Consider the following 15,959-nt stretch of genomic DNA (forward strand, 5'->3'; position numbering starts at 1 on the left):
CCGTTCGCCGTCCGTTCCCGACGACGAACGACTCTTCTCGTTTGAACGTTCGCATCGACTGTCGAGTGTCTCGTCGCTGGCGGCCACTTTCACTTTCACCCTACTGTTAACGGAGGTTTATTACCCCCGACGCACAAGCCACGTGTATGTCCACATCAGAGGACCTCGAAGAGCTGCCGGGCGTCGGTCCGGCCACAGCGGAGAAGCTCAAGGACAACGGCTTCGACGGCTATCAGGGAATCGCCGTCGCCTCCCCCGGCGAGTTGTCGAACACGGCCGACATCGGCGAATCGTCGGCGGCCGACATCATCCAGGCCGCCCGAGAGGCCGCCGACATCGGCGGGTTCGAGACCGGCGCGACCGTCCTGGAGCGTCGCGAACAGATCGGGAAGCTCACCTGGTCGGTCTCGGAGGTCGACGACCTGCTTGGCGGTGGCATCGAGACCCAGTCGATCACCGAGGTGTACGGCGAGTTCGGGGCCGGCAAGTCCCAGGTCACCCACCAGATCTCGGTGACCGTCCAGCTACCGGCCGAACACGGCGGTCTGGAGGGGAGCGCGATCTTCGTCGACTCCGAGGACACGTTCCGCCCCGAGCGGATCGATCAGATGGTCCGCGGCCTCGACGACGACGTTCTCGAAGACACGATGGTCCTGCACGACCTCGTCGAGGAGGAGGGCGACGCCGACGCGGGCGACGAGGAACTGCTGGAAGCGCTCGTCGAGTCCGTCCTCGACAAGATCCACGTCGCGAAGGCGTTCAACTCCAACCACCAGATCCTGCTGGCAGAGAAAGCCCAGGAGATCGCCGGCGAGAGCCAGGACGACGACTTTCCGGTCCGCCTGCTCTGTGTCGACTCCCTGACGGCCCACTTCCGCGCCGAGTACGTCGGTCGTGGCGAACTGGCCGACCGCCAGCAGAAGCTCAACAAGCACCTCCACGACCTGATGCGCGTCGGCGACCTCAACAACACCGCCGTCGTCGTCACCAACCAGGTCGCGGCCAACCCCGACTCCTTCTTCGGCGACCCGACCCAGCCCATCGGCGGGAACATCCTGGGCCACACGTCGACGTTCCGCATCTACCTCCGGAAGTCCAAGGGGAACAAGCGGATCGTCAAGCTCGTCGACGCGCCGAACCTCCCGGACGGCGAAGCGGTCATGCGCGTCGAAGAGGGCGGCCTGATGGACGAGTGACCCACGGCGACGCTCACCGTTCGAAACTGGCCCCCGCAACGGGGTGAGAACACTCACCACGACCCCCTCGTTTCCCCTCGAACCCACCGCCGTCCTGCGTCTTTCGCGCGTCTGACGCACCGCGGTGAAAGTGAAGCTGGTCCAGAAGAACCGCAAGACTGGAGTCGATCTCTAGCCGAAACGGGGGGGTTCGTAACGTGGGATCGTCTCACGTCCGTCGAATCCAGTCGCCGATCGAACGGGCGGCAGCATTTTGTGGGATGGTGACGTACCACGCGGTATGAAGTTCGTCATCGTCGGCTACGGTCGGGTCGGGACGCGGACGGCACGCATCCTGGACAGCGAGGGCCACACCGTCGTCATCGTCGAGAACGACCTCGACAAGGCCGATCGGAGCGCGGAGGAAGGGTTCGAGACGGTCCGAGGCGACGGCAACGACGAGTCCGTCCTCGAAGAGGCGGGGCTGGACGACGCCGACGCCATCGCGGGGCTGACCGGCGACCTCAACACCAACTTCGCGGCCTGCATGATCGGCAAGGAACACGGCTGTCGAACCGTCCTCCGGATCGACGCCGACTACCGCGAGGAGATCTACGAGAAGTACGCCGCCGACGTCGACGAGATCGTCTACCCCGAGCGACTCGGTGCTGCGGGTGCCAAGACCGCGCTGCTGGGCGGGAACTTCAACGTCCTGGCAGATCTCACCGAACAGCTCTCGGTCGCCAGCGTCACCGTCCCCGACGGATCGCCCGCCGTCGGCGAGCGCGTCGTCGCGCTCGATCTCCCCGGCGACGCGCGGATCTACGCGCACGGGAGCGACCGTGAACCGATGACGATCCCGCTCCCACGGACGAAGCTGGCTGCCGGCGACACCGTCGCAGTCATGGCCAGTCCCGAGACGCTCGACGACGTGCGAACGTCGCTCAAGGGCACGTAGTCGGGTTACCGCTCTCGGTCAGCGGCGTCGGCAGCGCTGGCGGCCAGCCGCGCTACCCGGAGCGGTTCCGGCCGTCCGCCCTCGGGCGTGAACGCGCGAACGATCTCCCCGGTCCTGTCCTCGCCGATGCCGACACTCCGGACGTACACCGTTCCGTCGGCGACCGAGACCGGACGGCGCTCTGGCTGGGCTCGATAGGTCGACAGCCGATCGTCCGCGACCGCGGGATCGTCGAACGCGTCCCGGATCGCCGATTCGAGCCCCTCGCTCTCCTCGTAGGTGATCGAACAGACCGGGAGTCCGGTGGCGTCGTGGAGTTCGTCGAGATCGACGACGTTGAACCACGCGGGCGCGATGCCAGAGACCAGCAGGTACCGAACGTCCTCGCGGTCGAGCCGATCGACCATGTCGGCGATCTCGGCGGTCGCGTCGCTCCCACCGACCGTGCAACTGCCGAAAACGAATCCGTCGACGACCCGACTAGCGCGGACGACAACGCCGGCCAGCGTGCTCGTCGACCCTCGATACGACTCTGCGACGCCCAGCGCGCGGACGCCGGCTTTCATCTCGAAACTCCCGAGCCCGCAGTCTGGCGGTTTCGATTACGTGTTCTCGCCTTTGATGTCGTCGAGCCGGTCCAGTAGTTCGTCGTTCGAGGCCGTAAACTCGAACTCCACGTCACCGTCGTGCTCGTTTTCCGAGGTGGACAGTCCATCCTCGTCGTCGTACTCTGTGTCGTACTCCTGATTGTCTTGTTCGGATTCGTCGTAGCTCCCAAACCCCATACACGTAACCATTATAGATTCCCCGTGATAAATCGCTCGGCGGTTTTGCCGCTACCGTCGCAGGAAACGACAGTAGAACTACAGGACGGCGCAGTGACACGGCCGTCACCACCTCGGGATGTCGCGTCTCTCACCGGACAGTCGGCAGCCTGAAACACGAGCCGCCCCTATCGGGAACGATGGCAGTCTACACCGTCACCGACGGCGCGGAGACGTTCACCTGCAACGCCTATCTGGTCACGGGCGAACGGACGACGCTGATCGACGCCGGTGCGTACGTCGGCGTCGTGGACGCGATCAGAGACCACGTCGACGAACTCGATCGCGTCGTCCTGACCCACCAGCACGGCGACCACGTCGCGGAGCTGGCCTCCGTCCTCGACGCGTTCGACGCCGAACTGTACGCCTACGGCGACCATCCGCGACGAGACCACGCACTCGCCGACGGAGACACCGTCACGGTCGGCGACCACGACTGTACGGTCGTGTACACGCCGGGCCACGCCGACGACCACGTCTCGCTGGTCTCCGAGACGGCGCTGTTCTCCGGCGACGTGGTCGTCCACGACGACGGCGCGTTCGACGACGGTAGTTTCGGCCGGACCGACGCCCCCGACCAGTCTCGCGAGCGCCTCGTCGAGTCGATTCGGGCCCTCCTCGACCGGCTCCCCGCGTCGGTCGGAGCGATGTACGCCGGCCACGGCAGCGTCTTCGAGGGCGACGTTCGAGCGGTCGTCGAACGCGCGCTCGAACGGGCAGAACGCCGAGAGCCGAAGTACCCAGCGGAGTAGCGCGGAGTCGCGCTCGACGGCTGCGAGCGGTCGGGAAGAGCTCTCTCAGGGTTAGTTGTCAGGACGGACTGGCACTCGACAGTGTCACTCGAACACGCGACCGAGGACGTATAGCCCGGCACCCACGGCCGCGAGCGGCGCGTGGACGACGCTGGTCACGCCGTCCCGAACGATTTCGAGCCGGCTGGACAGGCCGTCGGTGACGGGGACGATTTCGATCCCGAAACCGACGGACGCGAGCGAGCCGACATCGCGAGGGGCGGCCGCGACGAACATCGCCGTCGTGCCGAGTACGACCAGCAAGAGGGTCGTGTGCGTCCCCGTCCAGTTGGGGAGCGCGTCGGTGAGACGGACCACGATCCCGAAGCCCACCGGCACGGCGATCGCGGCGGCGGTCACGGCCAGGGGCGGTGCGGTCGCGAACGCGACGATCGAGACGATCCCGCCCGCGACCAGGCCGACCGTGACGCCCATGAACTTCAGCGAGAAGCCGTCGTGAAGCCGCAGCGTCCAGGTACAGGCCAGCGCAGTCGTCATGATGTAGACGATCCGGTGGGCGATCGTCAGGACACCGTCGGCGAAGCCACTCGCGGCGTAGAGGAACTGCAGTGCCAGCAAGACGGCGAGGACGCCGAGCGCCTCGACGACGCTGACGCCCGGGAAGCCCGGTCTGGTCTGCTCTGTGGCGGTGTTGCTCATCGCTTCGGCGTCCACTGCGTGGGGCCGACGTAAGTCTCTGTGGGATCCGGTGTCAGCGCGTCGGCTCGCGGACCAAAGAGAGGGGTGGGTTGCGGTGTCCGGGCGCGCTCGGGAGGATGGGAGACTGAATGTACAGTCGATGTGCGCGCCCGTGTCGACGGGTTAGGACGACCGTACATAAATACCCGTCAGACGGGCGTTCGACGGCGGCGTAGTCCGTGGGTTTTTCTCTCGCGCGTGCCTCCCGTCGGGCGTGACCTGGGAGGAACTCTTCGAGCGAGCGACGGCGTACGAGACGAGCGTCGAGAGCGTGCGTTCGGCACTGGAGGAGCGACGCCGTGACGGGTGAGTCGACCCGAGTCGTGGCCGACGCCGACGTACTCGCCGCGGACCTCCTCGTCGGTGGGGACGCCCGCGCCGCGCTCGATCACGTGCGCCGACACGACTGGGTGACGCTGGTCGCCAGCGTCCCGCTGCTGGACGACGCCGAGGCGGTGATCGCCGATCTCGCAGACGACTCGCTGGCCGCCGACTGGCGCGAGCGCGTGACGACGGCGTGTCACTGCGTCGAGCACCCGCCCGACGACCACCCGGGGCTTGCCGCCGCCTACCGCGGCGAGGCCACGCACCTGCTGTCGTACGACGACACGCTCCGGTCGGCCAGAACGGGGTTGTCGATCCAGCCCCACGCCGACCTCAGCGTCCGTCCGCCGGACGCGTTCGCCCGGCTGTTCGACCCCGCGGCGGTGTACGAGGCGACCCACGACGGCGACTACCCCGGACCGGACAGCGACCCGCGGGCGTAGGTCGCCGTCAGCGATTCCCGTTGACGAGCCGGCTTCCCCACCGCTGGAGTGGGCGCGGGACGAACGAGAGCAGACCCACGAGGACGGTCATCGCCAGCCCCGGCACGACGACGGGCTCGCCGCGCTGGAGCCCCCGGTACCCCGCCCGCGCCACCCGTTCGGGCGTGTAGCAGAGCGTGCGACCGACCGCCGAGTCGCTCATCCCCGCCCGCTCCTGGAACTCCGTCTCGGTCGGGCCGGGACACAGCACTGTCACGTCGAGGGCGCTGTCCCGGTGCTCGGCCGCCAGCGCCTGGGAAAAGCTGTTGACGTAGGCCTTGCTGGCGTAGTAGCCCGCCATGTACGCGCCGGGGACGAAGCCCGCGACCGAACCGACGTTGAGGACCTGCCCGGCGTCCCGATCGTCGAGAAACCGGCGGGTCAGTTCGACGAGCACCGAGACGTTGAGCCGGAGCTGTCTCCGCTCCGCGTCGGGGTCGCTCTCCGCGAAGGGGCCGTGCGTGCCGACGCCGACGTTGTTGACGAGCGTCTGGACGGAGATGCCACGGTCCTCTAGCGTCGCCCACAGCTGATCGGGCGCGTCGTCCGCCGCCAGATCCATCGCGACGACGTGAGCCGTGACGCCGTGGCGTTCGAGGTCGGCCGCGAGTGATTCGAGACGGTCCTCTCGGCGGGCCACGAGGACGAGATCGTGTCCGTGGCGAGCGAACTCCCGGGCCAGCGCCGCACCGATCCCGGCGCTGGCACCCGTGATCAGGGCCGTCCCCGCTGCCTCGCTGCCGCTCATGAGACTGTCCCCCCATTCGCTTTCGAGGCGCGGCGCGCCCCGCTCGCATTCAGCGAGGGCCGACACTCGCTTCGCTCCGTGCTCGCGTGTCGCTCACTCCCTTCGCTCCCGCTCGCATTCAGCGAGGGCCGACACTCGCTTCGCTCCGTGCTCGCGTGTCGCTCACTCCTCTCGCTCCCGCTCGCATTCAGCGAGGGCCGACACTCGCTTCGCTCGTGTCGCCCCTCGCTAGTCATCGATCCGACCCGTCGTCTCGACCCACTCGGCGAAGGTCGAAAGCGCCCGGCCGCGGTGGCTGACGGCGTTTTTCCGCTCGGTGTCCATCTCGGCGAAGGTCGCGCCGTCGTGTTCGAAGATCGGGTCGAAGCCGAAGCCGCCGTCCCCTCGCGGTGCGACGATCGTTCCGGGGACGCGCCCCCGGAACAGCTTCACCGGGAGCGTCTCACCGTCGACCTGCGCGTCGGTGGTCGCTCCGCCCCGCTCGTCGGCGGCCAGGTCGTCTCCGCGCCGGTCGTCATGATCGACGGAGCTCGGTGCGGCCTCGAAGCCGTCGCCGTCGCAGTAGGCGACGACGGTCTCGAAGGCGGCGCTGTGGTCGTCTTCCGGTTCGGTGAGTCGCCAGACCCGCTCGATGCCGAGCCGGTCTTCGACGTACGAGGAGTACGGGCCGGGGAACCCATCGAGCGCGTCGACGAACAGACCGGAGTCGTCGACGATGACGGGCTCACCGACCGCCCGATAGGCCTCGCGTGCGCCGTGGGCGGCGACGGCAGCGAGGTCGTCGCCCTGGACCTCCGTGTAGTCGAAGTCGAACTGCTCGACCGTCTCCGCGCCCAGGTACTCCCTGGCCTCGTGGACCTTCCCGAGGTTGGTCGTGACGAACTTGAGCATACCGCGAGTCGGGCGAGGACGGGAAAATAGCCGTCGATGTTCGCGACTCAGTCGACGACGACTTCGACCGCTTCGTCCTCGGCGTCTGGCTCCTCCTCGATGCCGCCCTGCTCTTGCCAGACCAGTGCGCCGACGACCGCGAGGACGACCCAGGAGCGCCAGTTGGCGAGGTTCAGCGAGTACCCGATCCCGAACGGTTTCTCGACGAGCATCGAGTCGCCGGGTTGCCAGTACGAGGACAGCATCCGTCGAACGCTCGGGCGTTCGAAGTTGTACGGCACTCCGAAGAGTTCGCCGGACTGTGGTTTGTCGGTCATGGAATCCGGTACGGCACGCCGCGTTAAGTCGTTTTTCCTCGCTCAGCCCAGCAGCGAGGTGACGGGGCCGTCGAAGTTGATGATCACGGCCTGGGCCCGGTCACCGAACACCGCCTTGCCGGTTGGCGACCGCTGGTCGCCGGTGAGAAACACGTGGTCGATGTCGTTGTCCGCGGCGGCTTCGAGGATGCGGTCGGCCTCGTTTTCGGCCTGTCCGACCCGTCCCGCGACGACGTCCCACTCGACGTCGGAGTCGCCGACGACCTCCTCGACGACCGCCGCCGCCTCCTGGTGAACGTCGTCCATGATCACGCCGTCGTCGTAGCTCGTGTGTTCCTCCGCGGCCACGGCGTCGAGAGAGTCGCGTTTCTCTTCGAACGCCTCGTGAGTGAGCAGGGAGAGCACGTGGAGGCGCGCGTCCGCGCCATCGGCCAGCTGCGCGGCCTCGGCCAACAGTTCGCGGCCACGTTCGTCCGTATCGAGTACGACGAGTGCGTCGTCCATGTCAGGAGCGGTCTGGCGGGACCCACTTAATTTTCACTGGTATCGGCCGCGATCCTCGATCGCGTCGAGACGGTCGAGGACCGTGTCGTCGCGCTCGCTCGCGGTCCGGTAGGCGTCGGCCACGGCGGCCCGGAGTCGCTCGGCGTCATCGGTGGTGCCGGCCAGCGACTGATCGAGGACGTGCAGGTCCATCGCGTGGTCCTCGGTGTCTCGCGTGTAGTAGCCCAGTCCGAAGTCGATGAGGAAGACGCCGGGATCGTCCGCCTCGACGCGGACGTTCCGCGTCGTCGGATCGCCGTGGACGAAGCCGGCGTCGTGGATCGCAGCGAGCTGCCGCCCGACCGCCCGCACCCGCTCCTCGGTCAGCCCGTCGCGCAGTTCTCGATCGCCGACCCGCTGGAAGACGATCCGGGCGTCCCGTGGGTCGACGTCGTGTATCACTGGCGTCGGAACGCCGTGCCGGCGGGCCTCGCTGGTGAGGCGGGCCTCCTGTCTGGTGCGCTCCGAACGCAGCCGTTCGTCCAGCTCCGGGTGGCGATACGAGCGGGGACGGCGCTCCTTGATCACGCGGTCGCCCTCGAAGCGGACGAGCGCTTCGGCCCCCTGAATCTCGTCGGCGTCGCCGCCGACGCGAGCGACCGGTTCGCCCGCGTCCCAGGTCACCTCGACCCGATCGGGCCGGAAGTCCGAGTCGATGCCGGAGTCGGGTATCGACAGCGTGTCGCCGGCCGCGTACATCCGCGCGCCCAGAATCGCGATCATCCCGGCGTTGTCCCGGAGAAAGCGCGGTTCCGGCGCGTAGAACTCCGCACCGCGCTGCGTACACATCTCCGCGAGCATCGATCGGAGGCGCTCGTTCTGGCCGACGCCGCCCCCGAGGACGAGTTCGTCGGCGTCGGTCAGCGAGAGGGCGCGCTCGGCGACTTCGGTCAGCATCGCGAAGATCGTCTCTTCGAGCCCGCGACAGACGTCCTCGACCGGCGTGCCACGGTCAGTGGCCTGCTTGGCGGCGGACATGATTCCCGAGAACGAGAAGTCCATCCCCTTGACGACGTAGGGGAGATCGACGTACGTCCCGCGCGTCGCGTGGTCTTCGACCTTGGGACCGCCGGGGTGAGACCAGCCGACGTGGCGCGTGAACTTGTCGATGGCGTTGCCGACGCCGGTGTCCATCGTCTCGCCGAGCACGCGGTACCGTCCCGAGCGGTACCCGAGGACGTGCGCGTTGGCACCCGAGGCGTTCAGGCAAATGGGCGAGGAAAAGCCCGAGAAGTAGCGCCCGACTTCGAGGTGTGCGACCATGTGGTTGACGCCGACCAGCGCCACGTCGAACCGCTGGGCGACGGCTCGGGCCGCCGTCCCGACGATGCGCAGACACGGACCCAGACCGGGGCCACGCGAGAAGGCGACGGCGTCGATGGGCGGGCCCGTCTCCGTGTCGGGCGCTCGCTCGCGGGCGTGGTCGAGCGCGCGCTCGACGACGGTCGGGATCGCCTCGCCCATGTGTTCGGCGGCCTCGCGGGGGTGGATGCCGCCGCTGTCGGGCTGGTAGGCGTCGGTCTCGATGAAGACGTGGTCGTCACTGGCGGCCGCCGAGGGATCTCGAAGGTCACTCTCGTCCGCCTCGAAGATCGCAGCACTGGCTGCCCAGGCTGTGCCTTCGATGCCGAGAACGCGCATTGTGAAGCCGCTATGCGGGCGTTACTCCCACTCGGTGTAGCCGCACTTGCCGCAGTGTTTGCGGTCGTCGTGCTCGGCGAGGAAGGTGTCGCCACACCGGGGGCACTGCTCGCGTTCGATCTGACCGTCGTCGCTGTAGTACTCGTGACGGGCCATCTTATGCCTCCTCACCCGACTCGCCGTCGGCGACGATCTTGTTGCGTTCGAGCATGTGGTCCTGCTCGACCTCGCGGGCGAACTCGGGCGCGTCGTACACTTTCGCGTAGCCGACGGTCTTTCGCATCCCGAACTTCGTGTCGAGCTCGTGGACGACGACTTCCTCGGCGTCCTTGTTGAGCTTGGCCGCGAGCGAGTCGCGCACGGAGAGTCGCGACGGCGTCGCCTCGTCGTGTCGCACCTCGAACCGAACGTCGGTCCGGTGTAACATCGGGTTGTCGTCTTCTTTGATGATGTCGATTTCCATGGTTCGTTGTCCCTACATTGCCCCTGAAGCGCGTAAAAGGATTTCGAACGGCGTACAGCTTCCCACTTCGCGGCGGGCCGAGACCCGACGGCGTCGCGACCGACACCCGAGGAGAGAGCCGGATCGACGGAGACGACACGACCCCCGTCGACACGGTACTACGAGACGAAATATAAGAAAGTCGAGTTGAGAAAACGAATACCGTGGTAACTGTTGCACCGCATTTCGGAGCGTGAAAAGCATTTCTACAGGATGTGCACTGATACCATCTCTCAAAACCAATAGAGTTTCTGAAACTTTTTGTATAGCGAGAGTATTGGTGTATGTACGGTAGTGGTCCCGCGACCGCTCGCCCCCCACGGAGCACTCACAATGTCATCGAACACGTCCCATCTTCGCACACGATCCGAGCGTGGTCCCGCAGTCGATTCCCCGTCGTTCGCGACGCTGGTCGGTTTCCCCGTCCTCCTCGTCGCCGCTCTCGTCGCCCTGAGCTATCCGCTCGCGGCCGCGACGGCGCTCGCCGCGACGGCACTCGCGGTGAAAGGCACGCAGTTCGGACTGGCCGCGCTGGTCCGCCGGACGACCGACACGCCTCGTCGGGTCACCGTCCCCGGCGTCGGTACCGTGACCGTCAGCATCGCCCCGCAGTGATACGGACGCTTGTCGGACTGTCCCGGTGACCGTCTCCTCCGTGGCGACGCGCATCGCTACGCGACGACAACCGTCCGTATGAGACCGCTGCCCGTCACGCCGTGACAGCCGACGGTGTGAGAACGACACGCCACGCTCTTGGCATCACGACTGGTTTTCGCTGCGACGACGCCACCGCGGCGAGGTCGCCGTCATCTACTCCTCGGTTACCGGCGCGTCCATGCGTCGAACGGCGAGCACCAGCTCGTCGGCGGTCTCGGAGACGGCCGTCACTTCGCCCGCGACGACCAGATCGGCGCTGGGCGTCGGCCCGACGACGACCGGATCGCCGACCTCGATACCGTCGAGGGTCTCCTGGAGGGAGACGTGTGCCGTACACTCCGTCGGGTGGTGGACGTTGGTCAGGTCGATCTCCTCGACCGTGGCGTCGATCCGGTCGAACGCCTGCGAGACCGTCACCGTCTCGGCGTCGTCCATCGGCTCGCGACCGATCGCGGCGAACGCCGCTGGCGTCGGCTCGTACCCGCCGGTGGGTCCCTGGACGCTCTCGACGAGCCCGATCGACTGGAGGGTCGTGAGCTGGTTCTGGACCGTGCCCGAGCTGCGGTCCAGGATCTCGGCGACCTGACCGCTCGTGACCGGGCCGTCAGCGGTCTCGTGTTCGTTGACGAGCGTCGTTACGAGCTGAGTCTGCGTCGGAGAGAGGTCGATGTCGTTCGCGTTCATTCGTTAATTGTCTGTTGACGGTCAGCAACCATGAGTTTCGTGGTCGTGACTACTGGAGATCGATCGACGGCGTCAGCGGCGGGCGGCGCTTGTGTCTGGTGGTTTCTCGCCACTGTCGGACCCGCTGGACCGTCGCTCGATCGACGGCGAGTCGCTCGGCGACGGCGGCTGGCGGTTGCGCTTCGTCGACGAGAGCGTGGAGGATCTCGTCGAGAGTCTCGGGGTCGACGCCGAGTTGCTCCGGGTCGCTGTCGGCGCGTCCCGCCGTCCGCGTCGATCGGTCGAGGATATTCGACGGCACGTCGACCGCTCTCGCGAGCGCGCGCACCTCGGTGTGGTAGAGCGGTGCCAGCGGCGCGAGGTCGACGCCGTCGTCCCCGTGTTTCGTCGTCGATCCCAGGAGCCGCCGGGTGCGATCGACGGAGCCGAGCACGAGCCGGTCGGTCGTGTTGGCGACGTAGTACAGACACGCCATCCGGAACCGTTCGCGTGCGTTGTCGAGTGCGACGACGTCGTCGGCCGGTTCCCCACTGGCACCGAGCACGCGCTGGAACGCCGAGAGCAGCGGCCGCAACTGGAGTCGCTCGTACTCGATCGACAGCATCGACGCGACCGCCTCCGCCGCCCTGGCCGAAGCCTCGTCGTTCATGTTGGCCGGCAACACGAGACCGCAGACCCGATCGACGCCGACGGCCTCGATCGCCAGCACCGCCGCGACCGTCGAACCGACTCGCCCGTCCAGCGCGACGACGACGCCCTCGGCACCGGCCCGTTCGAGCGTCCGTTCGACGAAGCGGGGCAACTGCTCGCGAAGTTGCTGGACCGCTTCCGGGTCGGTCGCAAGCCCGGAGCCCTCGCGGGCCAGTGCGGCGTCGGACGGGGTGCGTTTCGAGTCACTCACGGCGACCACCGCCCGGCGGCGAGCGCGAACCCCGACCGTGTCGCTCCGGGGGGCGGACACCGCCGGGCTCACGGCTGTGCCGGCTGTCCCGCCCTCGGGAGAACGCTCCTCGTGAGACGGAGACGGCCGGCGCGATAGCTGTCGCCGGCCGTCGGACAAACGGCGTCGGCTGTCGGCCGGACGACCCGATCACAGATCGTGGCGTGCAGTACACGGTACCAGCAGTTCGACTCGCTACTGATAGTGATTCCCTACCAGGGGAACTAATGGATGGGGGTCTCTGGGAGGTCCTAGTACAGGTATAGTGGCCATCGAAAGGCGAGACACTCCGGCCAAACGACGGTCTCGGACGGACTCCTCGCTTCCCGATGGCCGTCGCCCCGGAAGAGCCGCTCACTGCTGCGTCGCTACACCCACCCGTCGATCGCGACGCCGACCGCTATCAGACGGGCAGCCGGCGCATCAGCGCGGGCAGACGGTTGCGAAGCTTCGTCTTGAAGCCCCCCTCCAGCTCGTGGATGCGGGCCATCTCGTCGTCGGTCAGGGAGAACTCGAAGACTGCGAGGTTGTCGGCCAGGTGATCGCGGCTGGTGCTCTTCGGGATGGCGACGACGCCGTCCTGCTGGACCAGCCAGCGCAGCGCGACCTGTGCCGGACTCCGGTCGTAGCGGTCGCCGATCCGGGCCAACAGATCGTCTCCGAGGACCCGCCCCCGCGCGAGCGGGCTGTAGGCCGTCAGTGCGATCCCCGCGTCGACGCAGTACTCTCGCAGCGCCGACTGCTCCTTGTAGGGATGGTACAGCACCTGATCGGCGACGATCGGGGCGTCGGCGGCGTCGGCGGCCGCCCGGAGCTGCGACCGCGTGAAGTTGCTCACGCCGAGGTGTTCGACCAGCCCCCGCTCGCGCAGTTCGGCCATCGCGTCGAGGGGCTCCTCGACGGGGACGCGCGGGTGGGGCCAGTGGATCAACAGCAGGTCAACGTAGTCGACGCCGAGTTTCGCCAGACTCTCTTCGACCGTCGAGACGACCGTCTCGCGCCGGAGGTTCGAGCGCCACACCTTCGTCGTCAGGAAGATGTCGTCGCGATCCACGTCGGCCGCGGCGATCCCCTCGCCGACCGCCCGCTCGTTGTCGTACACCTGCGCGGTGTCGACGTGTCGATAGCCGAGATCCAGAGCGGTCCGAACCGTCTCGGTACACGCTGTCCCGGTGTTTTGCCACGTTCCGAGTCCGATCTTCGGGATCGACGCGCCGCCGGCTTCGACGTGTTCCATAGCCGACGTTGCGCCGGGACCACAAAGAACGTCGCGGCGTCGAAGGAGGGAAAGGACAATGACAGTTGGCCACGACAGTCGTGGTATGAGTTCCGACACTGTCCTCGTCGAGGACGTGATGTCGACACCGCTGGAGACGACGAGCCCGAACGCGACCGTCCGGGCCGTCGCCGAGCAGATGCGCGAATCGAACGTCAACGGGCTCTTCGTCCCGGGAGCGGACGCCGGGATCGTCACGACGACCGACGTGGTCCACGCCGTCGCCGAGGGCGCGGACCTCTCGGAGACCCGAGTCGCGGACGTGATGACCTCTCCCGTCGAGCGCGTCGAGACGACGACGGAACTCAACGAGGCCGCGGCCATGATGACCAACTTCGGCATCAAACACCTCCCGGTGATGGACGACCACGGCGACTACGTCGGGATGGTCTCCTCGACGGACACGACGGGCGAGTTCGCCTAGGGCGTCTCGGGGCGGGGCCTTTTCTCCCGCACGCCCGAACGGTCGAACATGAGAGTCGACTGCGAGGGGTGTGCCGGCTGCTGTATCGACTGGCGGCCCCTGACCGACGCCGACATCGATCACGAGCGGCGCGGCAGTCGCCAGCCGCTCGACGAGACCGCCAACCTCGTCCCGCTGACCCGCGCCGAGGTGCGTGCGTTCGTCGACCGCGGTCACGGCGACGCCCTCACGCCCCGCCTGTTCGCCGACGACGACGGCGTCAGAATCGACGGGCACAGCGTCGCCGCGATCGACGGTCGGCCGGCGTTCTACGTCGGCCTTCGCAAGCCGCCCAAACCCGTCGCGCCGTTCGACGCCGACGCCACCTGGCTGGAGAGCTGTGTCTTCCTCGATCCCGTGACCCTGCAGTGTCGGCTCCACGGCGGCGAGCTGTATCCGGACACCTGTGGGGCCTACCCCGGCGAGAACGTCTCGCTGGCCGTCGAGACCGAGTGCGAGCGCGTCGAGGCGCACGCCCCCGGCGAGGCTGCTGGCGAGCGACTCCGGGACGACGAACCGCCGGCCGACGCCACGCCGTTGCTCGGCCCGGCCGCGCTGGGTTCGAAGCTGTTCGCACACCCCGAGCCCGAGCGCCTCTCCGGCGTCGTGTCTCGCCTCGTCGCCGACGAGCTGACGGCCGCCGACCGCGCGGAGTTCGTCGCCGTCGCGGCCGCCTCCGCACCCGGGACCGGGGCCGTCAGCGACGACTGGTACGAGCGGTACCACGAGCGCGCACGGGACGCACCGTCGTGGACCGGGCGAGCGATCGAGCGCTGGCAGACGATCGCCGACGCGGTCGGCGAGCCGGCACCGGACCCCGACTGCGCACGCGAGATCGAGGACGACGACGGCGCACCGCCGACGCCGGGCTGGGACGCCGTCGAGTGAGCTTTGGCGTGACGTATCGGATCCGCCCCCCGTTCGTTACCGCGTGGCGGGGGTCGCTACGGGTGGCGAAATCGGTCACAGGTCGACAGCCGGCAGTATCACTCGTGGCCGTACACCGGGACCGGCTCGTACGGTTCTTCGAGGGACTCCATCTCCGACGCCGAGAGGTCGATCTCCAGTGCTTCGACGGCCGCTTCGAGGTGTTCGATGCTCGACGTGCCGAGGATCGGCGCATCGGTGTACTCGTTCTCGAAGTGCCAGGCCAGCGCGATCTGGGCCATCGTCACGCCCTTCTCGTCGGCCAGTTCCTGGACGCGCTCGTTGATCTCCCGACTCCCCGGCCCCTCGTCGTAGGGGAGCCCGATGTTCTCCTTCTCGTGTTCGCCCCGCGTCGTGCGGGTGAACGCCTCGTGGGGGCGGGTCAGATAGCCCGCGCCGAGGGGACTCCACGGGATGACGCCCACGTCCCACTGCTCGCAGACGGGATACATCTCGCGTTCCTCCTCGCGGTAGGTGAGGTGATAGAGGTCCTGCATCGTCTCGAAGCGGGCCAGCCCCTCCCGCTGGCTGACGTGCAGGGCCCGCTGGAACTGGTGGGCCCACATCGACGACGCTCCGATGTGACGCACCTGGCCGCGCCGGACGGCGTCGTCCAGCGCCCGCAGCGTCGTCTCGATGGGCGTGTCGTCGTCCCAGCGATGGACCTGGTAGAGGTCGACGGTGTCCATCCCCAGCCGCTCCAGCGAGGCCGACAGCTCCTGTTCGATCGCCTTCCGCGAGAGCCCCTGCCTGTTGGGATCGTCGCCCATCTCGCCGAACACCTTCGTGGCGACGACCTGCTCGTCGCGGTCGTACTCGCCGAGCACGTCGCCCAGAATTTTCTCGCTCTCGCCCGTCGAGTAGACGTTGGCCGTGTCGAAGAAGTTGATCCCGAGTTCGAGCGCGCGCTCGATCAGCGCCTCGGAGTCGTCCCGGTCGAGCATCCACTCGTCGCCGCTGCCGAAGCTCATACAGCCCAGACAGATCTTCGAGACCTCGATCCCGGTCGAGCCGAGTGTCGTGTACTCCATACACGGGGGTCGTGGGGACTGACCAAGTAGTCAACGGCAAGCTTCTGACACGCCGGCCGCGAAAACTGGCCCGCCGGAGTCGGTGG

At 67.7% G+C, this 15,959-nt stretch carries 21 protein-coding genes; 7 read left to right on the forward strand and 14 right to left on the reverse strand.

The window, feature by feature from the left end; translation table 11 throughout:
- Positions 1–146 precede the first annotated feature (146 nt).
- The gene (gene radA / locus HALKA_RS0107115) at positions 147–1,196 is read left to right on the forward strand and encodes a DNA repair and recombination protein RadA (RefSeq protein WP_018257332.1); all 1,050 of its coding nucleotides are present in this window, start codon (positions 147–149) and stop codon (positions 1,194–1,196) included.
- Between the two features lie 280 nt (positions 1,197–1,476).
- A complete protein-coding gene (locus tag HALKA_RS0107120) occupies positions 1,477–2,133 on the forward strand; it encodes a potassium channel family protein (protein ID WP_018257333.1) in 657 nt (218 codons plus the stop codon).
- A 5-nt stretch (positions 2,134–2,138) separates the two neighbouring features.
- On the opposite strand, the gene HALKA_RS0107125 is transcribed toward HALKA_RS0107120, so the two are convergent.
- Both HALKA_RS0107125 and HALKA_RS0107130 read right to left on the reverse strand, forming a co-directional pair.
- A complete protein-coding gene (locus HALKA_RS0107125) occupies positions 2,139–2,699 on the reverse strand; it encodes an endonuclease dU (protein ID WP_018257334.1) in 561 nt (186 codons plus the stop codon).
- Positions 2,700–2,735: 36 nt separating this feature from the next.
- Complete coding sequence (locus tag HALKA_RS0107130) at positions 2,736–2,918, reverse strand: DUF5786 family protein (protein WP_018257335.1); 183 nt, start codon at positions 2,916–2,918, stop codon at positions 2,736–2,738.
- A gap of 179 nt (positions 2,919–3,097) precedes the next feature.
- Here HALKA_RS0107130 and HALKA_RS0107135 point away from each other — a divergent pair, with 179 nt between their 5' ends.
- On the forward strand, positions 3,098–3,709 hold the full coding sequence (locus tag HALKA_RS0107135; RefSeq protein WP_018257336.1) for an MBL fold metallo-hydrolase: 612 nt from the start codon (positions 3,098–3,100) through the stop codon (positions 3,707–3,709).
- 84 nt (positions 3,710–3,793) lie between these two features.
- On the opposite strand, the gene HALKA_RS0107140 is transcribed toward HALKA_RS0107135, so the two are convergent.
- Entirely contained in the window at positions 3,794–4,408 is a 615-nt protein-coding gene (locus HALKA_RS0107140; protein WP_044956653.1) for a hypothetical protein, read from the reverse strand.
- A 338-nt stretch (positions 4,409–4,746) separates the two neighbouring features.
- On the opposite strand from HALKA_RS0107140, the gene HALKA_RS0107150 reads away from it, so the two are divergent.
- Complete coding sequence (locus tag HALKA_RS0107150; RefSeq protein ID WP_018257339.1) at positions 4,747–5,214, forward strand: DUF7384 family protein; 468 nt, start codon at positions 4,747–4,749, stop codon at positions 5,212–5,214.
- Positions 5,215–5,221: 7 nt separating this feature from the next.
- Here the strand turns inward: HALKA_RS0107150 and HALKA_RS0107155 are convergent, their stop codons facing one another.
- The 7 genes from HALKA_RS0107155 to HALKA_RS0107185 form a co-directional block, all read right to left on the reverse strand.
- On the reverse strand, positions 5,222–6,001 hold the full coding sequence (locus tag HALKA_RS0107155; protein WP_018257340.1) for an SDR family NAD(P)-dependent oxidoreductase: 780 nt from the start codon (positions 5,999–6,001) through the stop codon (positions 5,222–5,224).
- 228 nt (positions 6,002–6,229) lie between these two features.
- Positions 6,230–6,892 carry a non-canonical purine NTP pyrophosphatase gene (locus HALKA_RS0107160; protein ID WP_018257341.1) on the reverse strand — a complete coding sequence of 221 codons (663 nt, stop codon included), beginning with the start codon at positions 6,890–6,892 and terminating at the stop codon, positions 6,230–6,232.
- A 47-nt stretch (positions 6,893–6,939) separates the two neighbouring features.
- Positions 6,940–7,209, reverse strand: coding sequence for a DUF5808 domain-containing protein (locus tag HALKA_RS0107165; RefSeq protein ID WP_018257342.1), 270 nt, complete (start codon positions 7,207–7,209; stop codon positions 6,940–6,942).
- A gap of 42 nt (positions 7,210–7,251) precedes the next feature.
- Positions 7,252–7,713 carry a universal stress protein gene (locus HALKA_RS0107170; protein ID WP_018257343.1) on the reverse strand — a complete coding sequence of 154 codons (462 nt, stop codon included), beginning with the start codon at positions 7,711–7,713 and terminating at the stop codon, positions 7,252–7,254.
- 33 nt (positions 7,714–7,746) lie between these two features.
- On the reverse strand, positions 7,747–9,393 hold the full coding sequence (locus HALKA_RS0107175) for a bifunctional N(6)-L-threonylcarbamoyladenine synthase/serine/threonine protein kinase (RefSeq protein ID WP_018257344.1): 1,647 nt from the start codon (positions 9,391–9,393) through the stop codon (positions 7,747–7,749).
- Between the two features lie 21 nt (positions 9,394–9,414).
- Positions 9,415–9,549: a 30S ribosomal protein S27ae gene (locus tag HALKA_RS0107180; protein ID WP_015762144.1), complete on the reverse strand. Its 135-nt coding sequence runs from the start codon at positions 9,547–9,549 to the stop codon at positions 9,415–9,417.
- Position 9,550: 1 nt separating this feature from the next.
- Positions 9,551–9,856, reverse strand: coding sequence for a 30S ribosomal protein S24e (locus tag HALKA_RS0107185; protein ID WP_015762143.1), 306 nt, complete (start codon positions 9,854–9,856; stop codon positions 9,551–9,553).
- Between the two features lie 372 nt (positions 9,857–10,228).
- Here HALKA_RS0107185 and HALKA_RS0107190 point away from each other — a divergent pair, with 372 nt between their 5' ends.
- Positions 10,229–10,510 carry a hypothetical protein gene (locus HALKA_RS0107190; RefSeq protein WP_044956654.1) on the forward strand — a complete coding sequence of 94 codons (282 nt, stop codon included), beginning with the start codon at positions 10,229–10,231 and terminating at the stop codon, positions 10,508–10,510.
- A 195-nt stretch (positions 10,511–10,705) separates the two neighbouring features.
- Here the strand turns inward: HALKA_RS0107190 and HALKA_RS0107195 are convergent, their stop codons facing one another.
- The 3 genes from HALKA_RS0107195 to HALKA_RS0107205 form a co-directional block, all read right to left on the reverse strand.
- Positions 10,706–11,236 carry an HTH domain-containing protein gene (locus HALKA_RS0107195; RefSeq protein WP_018257346.1) on the reverse strand — a complete coding sequence of 177 codons (531 nt, stop codon included), beginning with the start codon at positions 11,234–11,236 and terminating at the stop codon, positions 10,706–10,708.
- Positions 11,237–11,285: 49 nt separating this feature from the next.
- Positions 11,286–12,137, reverse strand: coding sequence for an NAD(+) synthase (gene nadE, locus HALKA_RS0107200; RefSeq protein ID WP_026190197.1), 852 nt, complete (start codon positions 12,135–12,137; stop codon positions 11,286–11,288).
- Positions 12,138–12,579: 442 nt separating this feature from the next.
- Positions 12,580–13,413, reverse strand: coding sequence for an aldo/keto reductase (locus HALKA_RS0107205; RefSeq protein ID WP_018257348.1), 834 nt, complete (start codon positions 13,411–13,413; stop codon positions 12,580–12,582).
- Between the two features lie 85 nt (positions 13,414–13,498).
- Here HALKA_RS0107205 and HALKA_RS0107210 point away from each other — a divergent pair, with 85 nt between their 5' ends.
- Together HALKA_RS0107210 and HALKA_RS0107215 are read left to right on the forward strand one after the other, a co-directional pair.
- Positions 13,499–13,876, forward strand: coding sequence for a CBS domain-containing protein (locus HALKA_RS0107210; protein WP_018257349.1), 378 nt, complete (start codon positions 13,499–13,501; stop codon positions 13,874–13,876).
- A gap of 48 nt (positions 13,877–13,924) precedes the next feature.
- Positions 13,925–14,803, forward strand: a complete 879-nt coding sequence (locus tag HALKA_RS0107215) for a YkgJ family cysteine cluster protein (protein WP_018257350.1) — start codon at positions 13,925–13,927, stop codon at positions 14,801–14,803.
- A 98-nt stretch (positions 14,804–14,901) separates the two neighbouring features.
- On the opposite strand, the gene HALKA_RS0107220 is transcribed toward HALKA_RS0107215, so the two are convergent.
- Positions 14,902–15,873 (reverse strand): aldo/keto reductase, encoded by a 972-nt coding sequence (locus tag HALKA_RS0107220; protein WP_018257351.1) that lies wholly within the window; start codon positions 15,871–15,873, stop codon positions 14,902–14,904.
- Positions 15,874–15,959 lie beyond the last annotated feature (86 nt).

The sequence above is a fragment of the Halomicrobium katesii DSM 19301 genome (genome assembly GCF_000379085.1).
In the GTDB taxonomy this organism is placed as follows: domain Archaea; phylum Halobacteriota; class Halobacteria; order Halobacteriales; family Haloarculaceae; genus Halomicrobium; species Halomicrobium katesii.